This is a genomic window from Vibrio sp. 10N.222.46.A1, assembly GCF_041473595.1.
GTDB classification, from domain to species: domain Bacteria; phylum Pseudomonadota; class Gammaproteobacteria; order Enterobacterales; family Vibrionaceae; genus Vibrio; species Vibrio tasmaniensis_A.
The window spans coordinates 1-7,689 of record NZ_JBFRSN010000716.1 but is presented as its reverse complement, the minus strand read 5'-3'; the positions used below and the strand labels follow the sequence as shown (position 1 = coordinate 7,689).

Here is a 7,689-nt window from a genome sequence, read left to right as displayed (position 1 = left end):
GTTCAAGATGCTATTTCCCACCTGCAAGCTAATCAATCAACCCCTATAGCGCTGGAATCTCAGTCAGGAATCCAATTTACGGTTTACATTTGCGCAGAGCAAGATGTGGTGTTAGGTGTAGTTTCTCACAAAATTTTGAGTGGTGAAGTGTGCTGGAAAGAAATATTCGAAGTTGTGAGTGCTTTATATAATCATGGCCTTTGCACCATAGAGCAGAGAAAGCAGCCCACAGAGATAGGAGGTTTCACGCCAATTCAAAAGCTTGAAGCTCTTTCGACATCTTGTTTGCCATGGATTAAGCGTTCTACACAGGATATTGACTTAGTACAAACCGGTGTCAGTGAAAATGTTTGTTCGTATTTACAAGTATCAGTACCACGTAAGTTTACGACTTCTATTCAAAGAGAGACCTTCGAGAATCGCCTTGGTAGGACGATGAACGAAGTAGAAATCCTCTCAGCTACTGCGGTGCTGTTCGCTCGTTACATCACCGAGTCTAATGATCTCGATAGTCTTGATGTGTTCATGCCGGTTGATATCAGTCAGAAAAATCGAGAAATTAATGGCGCGATGATTGAGACTGGTTTGACTTATCTCTGTTTAGGGCAGCCAATTTCAGACTTAGGCCAAGCTGTTGGCGACCTTACTATGAGGCTAACCGCTGCTCAGTCTCAGACCATCGAGTCAACAGAGTTTTCTCAATCAGCAGCTTTAGTGACTTGGCTTGTAGATCCGGCTGACTATTTGTCACTTGATGATGTGGAGGCTGTGAAATTACCGACTGCACCGCTTCATCCGAAGTTTGAAATCTCTCTTGCGGTTGGCATTAACCGACAAGGTGCCCTGTCATTTGAGTTAGTTACGGGGGTAACGGTTTCTCCTCACTTAGGAGCGTTTCTATTTGAGCAATTTATTGCCTACATTGATGGTCAAAAAGTCACTAAACCTGCATTGGCAAAGCAGGATGTAAAAGCAGCACCGTTGGTGAATGAAAGTGCCGAGCCAGTTTCAATTTTTGAAAAGACAATACTCGCTGAATTTAGAGATGCACTTTCTATAGAAAGCATGAACAAAGACGATGACTTCTTTGATTTTGGTGGTCATTCGCTTATTGGTACTCGAGTCATTGGTCGCTTGTTGAAGGACCATGGGATTGAAGTGAGCATTGAAGACTTATTCACCTACCGAACTGCGACTGAACTGGCTAAGCACGCTAAGCCAATAACCCCCACGGTTATGCCGGCATCAGTTGAAGCATCAAGTCCCGTTTCTGAGATAAATTCTACTGCCGAACTCATTTTGGCTGAGTTTAAAGAGGCTTTAGTTTCGGATACGATGACCGCAACGGACGATTTCTTTGACTTCGGAGGGCACTCATTGATTGCAACTCGAGTTATTGGTCGATTACTGACTCACCATGGTATTGAAATCAGCATTAATGATCTTTTTGGCAACCCGACGGCTCAATCGCTTGCCGAACAAGCTGTGCCGAAAAGTACCGAGTTTCTTGAGTCTTCGGCATCTCTTACCGATGTTGGTTCTTCGCTTGCTCCATTGTCGCTCGCTCAGAATTCTCTGTGGAAGGCGATTCCCAAATACGCCAAATTTGGACTCAATACGATTTTTAACTTGCCGTTTGTTTTACGCTTTTTCGATGAATTGGATGAAGTGGCTTTTGGGGAAGCTTGCCGCGATATTCTAGTTCGTCATGCCACTCTAAGAAGCCATTTTTATGAACATGATGGTAATCCATGCCAACAAGTGGTTGATGTCAGTGACATCGGCAATTACAAATGGTTTTGGACTTCAGATGAATGTGAAATCGAAGATAGGGATGAGTTTCTTAAACAAGAGGCAATCCATCCCTTTGATTTAGAGAAGGAGTTCCCTCTTCGAGTAAGATTCATCCGTTGCAAGGATACGGGGCAGCAGTTCTTGTCCTTCTTGTTCCACCATATTGTTCAAGATGAATGGTCAGTGAATTTGATGATGGATGAGCTTAATTTAGCTTATAAACTGCGCGTTCAAGGTCAATCACCGGAATGGAGACATGAAGCTCTTCCAATGCACGAGTATGCTCGTATGCAGAGAGGTTCTGGAACACATCAGAAGCACCTCGATTATTGGTTGGATAATCTAAAAGATGTGCCGTGGTCTACCCCTATATTCCCTAAGAGTCACCCTTTATCAGAGAAGGCTGATCCTCAAGGGGCTAAAGGTGGTTGGGTTATCGTTGAAATTGAAGATAACGTAAGGGATGGGTTATATGCACTTGCCAAGCAGCAAAGCGCATCGCTATTCAATGTTGTTTATGCATCTATTGCAGCGGCACTCAATGTTGTTGGTGCACCCAATAAGCTCATAGTAGGAACCTCGGCTTCGGGCCGACAAGACGTTGAGTATTATGACACGATAGGTTACTTCACCACCGTAGTGGCGCATTTAGTGAATTTTGAACGCGTCCGTACGGTGGCTGAACTGGTAGCCCAAGTGAAACATACGATTAATGATTCTATGCCATATGGCGATATTCCTATCGACCTTATTGAAGAAGGTTTGGTTGGGGGGGATCCCGATGTGGATGGGCACATGTTCGAAGTCTTTATTCAACTTCACGCCAAAAGTAAATTTAGTGGTGCTTTTGAATTGTCTAATGGTGACAAAATCAACTTCCAGCAGGTTGATTCAGATCGAAGCGAATCTGGTTTAGGACTTCAGTTCGAAGTGTTAGAAGAAACCGTCAATGATGAGCAGGTGCTACGTGTAATGATGAGCTACCTTACTGAAAACTACAGTCAAGCTCAGGTTGATCTTCTGTGTGACACACTAAGAGCTCTGTTTGCAGAATTTGCTTTGAGCTCAAAGGGGGATCAGTTGCTCGAAGCAATTAAAGACCGCGTGGTTGAACCCGCAATGTTCTAAAACCGTAGGTAGATTACTCGTCCAAGAAACCATGCGTAACCTTGAGCAGCATCAAGTCTATTCTTGATGCTGCGCTTTCCCAAGTAACTGAATGGCTAGAGCTATTGAGTTAAGCAATCAAACAGCTAATTGGCTAAATAAGCAAATAGCTAAAGGTTACTTAGGGGATATTGTTTAACTTAAATGAATCAGAAGTTTATGAGCCTATCGACACCGGTTAAATCCAACATTACCTCTCGACTAAATGGAAATAACCTTAAACTTGCATACGATAATCGCGTTATTTGTGAAAATCTCGAACTTAATATTCCTGAAGGTAAATTTACGGTCATTGTCGGACCCAACGGGTGCGGAAAGTCTACCTTATTGAGAAGCTTGTGCCGCTTGTTGAAACCTTCTCAAGGTAAAATTTGTCTTGATGGTCAGAATATTCAAAAGGTGCCAGCTAAAGAGTTGGCGAGAGAGTTAGGGTTACTGCCGCAAAGCTCACAAGCTCCTGAAGGGATTCGAGTCGTTGATTTGGTGGCAAGAGGTCGCTACCCGCATCAAAAACTGTTTAAGCAGTGGAGCTTAGATGATCAAGAGGCGGTCTTTCAAGCGATGGAAGATACTGGTGTCACCGATTTGGCCGAGAGGCAGGTCGATGAACTCTCTGGAGGTCAGAAACAACGAGTTTGGATCGCCATGGTATTAGCGCAAAAGACACCGATAGTATTACTTGATGAGCCAACAACTTATTTGGACGTCGCACACCAGATTGATTTGTTGGAGTTGTTCCGTAGCCTCAATAGAGAAAAAAAACATACTATCGTTGCCGTGCTGCATGATTTGAATCAAGCCTGTCGTTATGCAGATCACCTGATTGCATTTGCTGGTGGAGAAATTGTCGCGCAAGGCGAACCTAAGTCTTTAATTGACGCCAAACTCGTTAAGCAAGTATTTGGCTTAGATAGCGTTATTATTGATGATCCTGTAAGTCATACTCCATTGATTGTGCCTCTGGGGAAGTAACTCGTATGACTTTTTTGTCAGGTTTGCAATTGCTCACCTTTGGCTCGCAAAATATTAAGGTTTGGCAGTACCACTTTGAACGACAAAGGTATACAGATTGCCTTTTTCAAGAACTTGACGTCGCGTTACCAAATGAAATGAAGCGTTCAGTAACTAAACGAAAAGCGGAGTTTATTGCCGGTCGCAGGGCGGCATTGCACGCATTACGCATTGAAGGGTGTGATTGCCTCGAACTGCCCATCGGTGAACACCGATCACCGGTTTGGCCCGAGGGTTGGATTGGAAGCATTTCTCATACCGATGATCTAGCGGTAGCGACGGTCAGTTCATTAAGTGACGTGAGCTTTGTTGGTTTGGATGTTGAAGAGCTCATCAACGAAAACCAGGTTATGTCACTCATGCCTATGTTTGTTAGCCCTCAAGAAATAAAGCACTTAGCCGGGACTCACCTTCCCATTCAATGGTTTGTCACCTTAGTGTTCTCTGCTAAGGAAAGTATTTTTAAAGCCATCTATCCCTATGTTAAGACTTATTTAGAGTTCAGCGACTCAAAGCTAATGAGTATCGATATGGATAAAGGCGAGGCACATTTTCAACTGTGTGAGCGCGGAGAAAAGGCGTTTGGCGAAGCACTAAATCTGTGTGTGTATTTCTTTTTTAAGCAAGGTAAAGTTTATACATTGGTACGCGAACCTCGCCAAGCTTGATTTGATCCAAGAAATTGTTTGTATATATTTCTAAGTCTTTTTGTACCTAAATGTGGACTATTGGCATTATTTTGGGCTCATGTGCCTTTTTCTTAAGATACATCTTGTTGATATCATTTATTTTTTCTAGCATGTAACTAAGAGAAATGGATTAGAGGCTCTAATGATAATCTGGTTACAACTCAAACGTTGGGTCAAAGCGAATATCTTTGTTTTGAATGGTAAAAACCTACTGTTTACTTTCCTCGGCTACGTGTTTTTATCGTGGTCGACATTGTATTTAGCGGGTGAAACGGACTTAACCAACTCGTTTACTACATTTGCATACTATTTAGTCGTGACGGCTTCTACGGTTGGTTATGGCGATTTGTCACCGACGACGGAAGCGGGGCGATGGATTGTTATTTTGTTTGTTATCCCTGGAGGGCTCAGCCTTTTCGCTGCTTTACTGGGTAAGGTGGCAACAGAAGGTGTTGAATATTGGCGAGCGGGCTTGTTAGGTAAAAGGAGAGTTAGAGTGGAAAACCACATTTTGATGTTGGGGTGGAATGAACAAAGAACCATTCATCTCATCCGTATGCTGCAACATGAAGAAACGGGCAAGCGACCAATCGTATTATGTACGCGTTCAGATATCGAAAATCCGTTACCCGGTGAGATCAATTTCGTTAAGGTAAACAGCTACACCGATGGTAAAGAGATGGAGAAAACGGGCATTGAGTCAGCCAGCTGTATTCTTATTGATAACCCCGAAGACGACATCACGCTGTCTGCAGCGCTTTATTGTGCGAACCGAAACCCTAAGGCTCATCTTCTGGTTTACTTTAAAGATGAGGCGTTGAGCGATTTACTGCATCAACATTGCCCAAACTCTGAATGTATTCCGGCAGTGGGTGCCGAAATGCTGGCTAAAGCTGCGGTTGATCCCGGTTCAAGTGCGCTTCATCAAGAGCTTTTAAGCTCAACTAGAGGTATGACACAGTATTCGACGTATTACCCTAAAGATGCCGAACCTGTAACCGTTGCGCCTATTTTCTCTGTATTCAAAGAGAAGTATAAAGCAACGCTGATCGCGATTGATACGGGGAGTGGTATAGAGCTTAATCCGGAGTTAGACCAAGTTGTCAGCAGCGGTACTAAGTTGTTTTACATTGCCGATGAGCGAATTGATCATTTCGATTGGAAAGGCTTTTAGACGGCTATTTAGTCTCTCCTGAAGCGAAAGAAGGCCTCATTGTGAGGCCTTCTTACTATCGTTCGAATATAGCGCAGCTTATTTCTTTTATATCTCTCGCTTTAGAGAGAATGGAAAATTATTGAGCTTCGGCTAATGCGATACCGCGTTGCGTTAACCCGCAAAGCATCACTGGCACAGCATTAAAGATCTCTTCAAATTGCTCAAGGCCTTCGATGCCTTGTTCTGCAAGCGTAGCAATGGAAGTTTCTGGATCGTAAAGCATGCTTAGTGAAAGCAACACGCCGCCGACCAATGCGTTGTCTTCGCTGTCTTCGGGCATCAGTGTTTCCCAATCATCACGGGCTATCTGCCAACCTTGAAGTAAGCCTTCACAAAAATCGCGAGCTGCTGTATTTACAACTTCTGCATCATCTAATTGACAAGCTTCAGGCCATACCCAAGTACCTTCGATCAGTTCTGGGCGGGTTTTGTTCCAAAGCGCGATGATAACTTCAATGTAGCTTTCCAGCTGTTCACCGTCGGTAAAAGGCGCGACTTCTTCGCCACCCCAAAGGAATGGCAGCCATTCATGAGGGGTTAACACATTTGGAGCGGCTGCCATTGCAGTGACAAAGCCCATGGTTTTGTGTTCTGTGATTAGCTTTCCTTCCAACTCTGGAAGCGCAAGAATATCTTGTAAAGTCAAAGTGAGGTACCGTAAAAGGGAACATATTTGTGCTTATAGTACCAATGAACTTGCGCCAATCAAGCTTCATCTAAAAACGCTTGATGTCATTAGTGATAAACACTAGGTTAAACAGAAAGAAAATAACAAGATAATTATGCAAATACGCTCGTCTCTCAAGAAAAAAAGTATGGTAGCGCTTGGTGTATACCTCGCAATGTTCATTGCCATTGTCGGTAGTGTGACGTATTACGTCGTAGAATCTCCTGTACGCGCTAAGTTGCAACAAAACCTCGACTTACGTACACAACTGTTATCGGAATTGATTACAGCACCCCTCGGCAGCTCTCAAGGTTTTGTTGATAGTTTGGTTGGTTTCGCTCAGGCGCAGCGCAGTGATACTGATGTTATACCGTTATTTATTAAGTCAATGTTGGCGGCGAGCGATGACACGATCGTCAGCGCAGGTATTTGGCCAGAACCGCATGCATTGGATTCTGATAAAATCCTTAACAGTTATTTTTTCAACAAAGCCGACGATGGTGATATTGACCAGCTCTTTTCTTATAACAACCCCAAAAATGCGCCTTATCAGAACGAATATTGGTATACATCTGTAGTAAACAAAGCGCAGGGTACCATTGCATGGAGCAATGTGTATATTGACCCATATACACATGTTCAAATGATCACAGCATCTTCACCTTACTATTACGATGGAACTTTTGCAGGTGTCGCGACGGTGGATCTCTCACTCGAAGAGTTGCTCGGCTTTATCAAGAACCATGCGGAAGAATACAACCTTGGTATTACTCTAAGAGACAAACTCAACCAAGTGTTGGTTTCTCATAACTTCAATCTCGTTGATGGGATTTATATTAGTAGTAACCAATTTGGAGAGTTTGGATGGCAAGTGGATGTCGTCAACTCAAAATCACGAGTAGCAGACGAAGTGTTTCGTCAGGTAATGAGCGTTGAAGGCGGTATTGTGCCGCTGTTGTTGTTGTGTGTCATGGCCGGTTATTACTTACTGAACCGCTATTTGATAAGCCCAATCACAACGATTGCCGCCCAAGTTGATAGTTCTAAAGCGGGCGAGATCATCGATGTTGACTACTCTAGTGATGATGAAATCGGACATTTGATCAAAACCTTCAACGAAAAAACCATCTATCTCGAAGCTGAGA

The 7,689-nt window shown here is 43.5% G+C and carries 5 protein-coding genes and 1 pseudogene; 5 read left to right on the top strand and 1 reads right to left on the bottom strand.

Translation table 11 applies throughout. The features are described from left to right. From AB4496_RS18970 to AB4496_RS18955, 4 genes are all read left to right on the top strand, one after another. The coding region (locus AB4496_RS18970) for a condensation domain-containing protein (protein ID WP_372131623.1) at positions 1-2,922 on the top strand (2,922 nt) is incomplete at its 5' end. Between the two features lie 198 nt (positions 2,923-3,120). Further along, a complete protein-coding gene (locus AB4496_RS18965) occupies positions 3,121-3,933 on the top strand; it encodes an ABC transporter ATP-binding protein (RefSeq protein WP_009846403.1) in 813 nt (270 codons plus the stop codon). Positions 3,934-3,938: 5 nt separating this feature from the next. Beyond that, positions 3,939-4,640: a 4'-phosphopantetheinyl transferase gene (locus AB4496_RS18960; RefSeq protein ID WP_009846404.1), complete on the top strand. Its 702-nt coding sequence runs from the start codon at positions 3,939-3,941 to the stop codon at positions 4,638-4,640. A 163-nt stretch (positions 4,641-4,803) separates the two neighbouring features. Continuing rightward, positions 4,804-5,835, top strand: a complete 1,032-nt coding sequence (locus AB4496_RS18955; protein WP_009846405.1) for a potassium channel family protein — start codon at positions 4,804-4,806, stop codon at positions 5,833-5,835. Between the two features lie 118 nt (positions 5,836-5,953). Here AB4496_RS18955 and AB4496_RS18950 read toward each other — a convergent pair whose 3' ends face one another. Next, positions 5,954-6,523, bottom strand: coding sequence for a UPF0149 family protein (locus AB4496_RS18950; protein WP_009846406.1), 570 nt, complete (start codon positions 6,521-6,523; stop codon positions 5,954-5,956). A 169-nt stretch (positions 6,524-6,692) separates the two neighbouring features. Between AB4496_RS18950 and AB4496_RS18945 the strand changes: the two are divergent. Then, positions 6,693-7,689: pseudogene (locus AB4496_RS18945) on the top strand (histidine kinase); the annotation flags it as partial.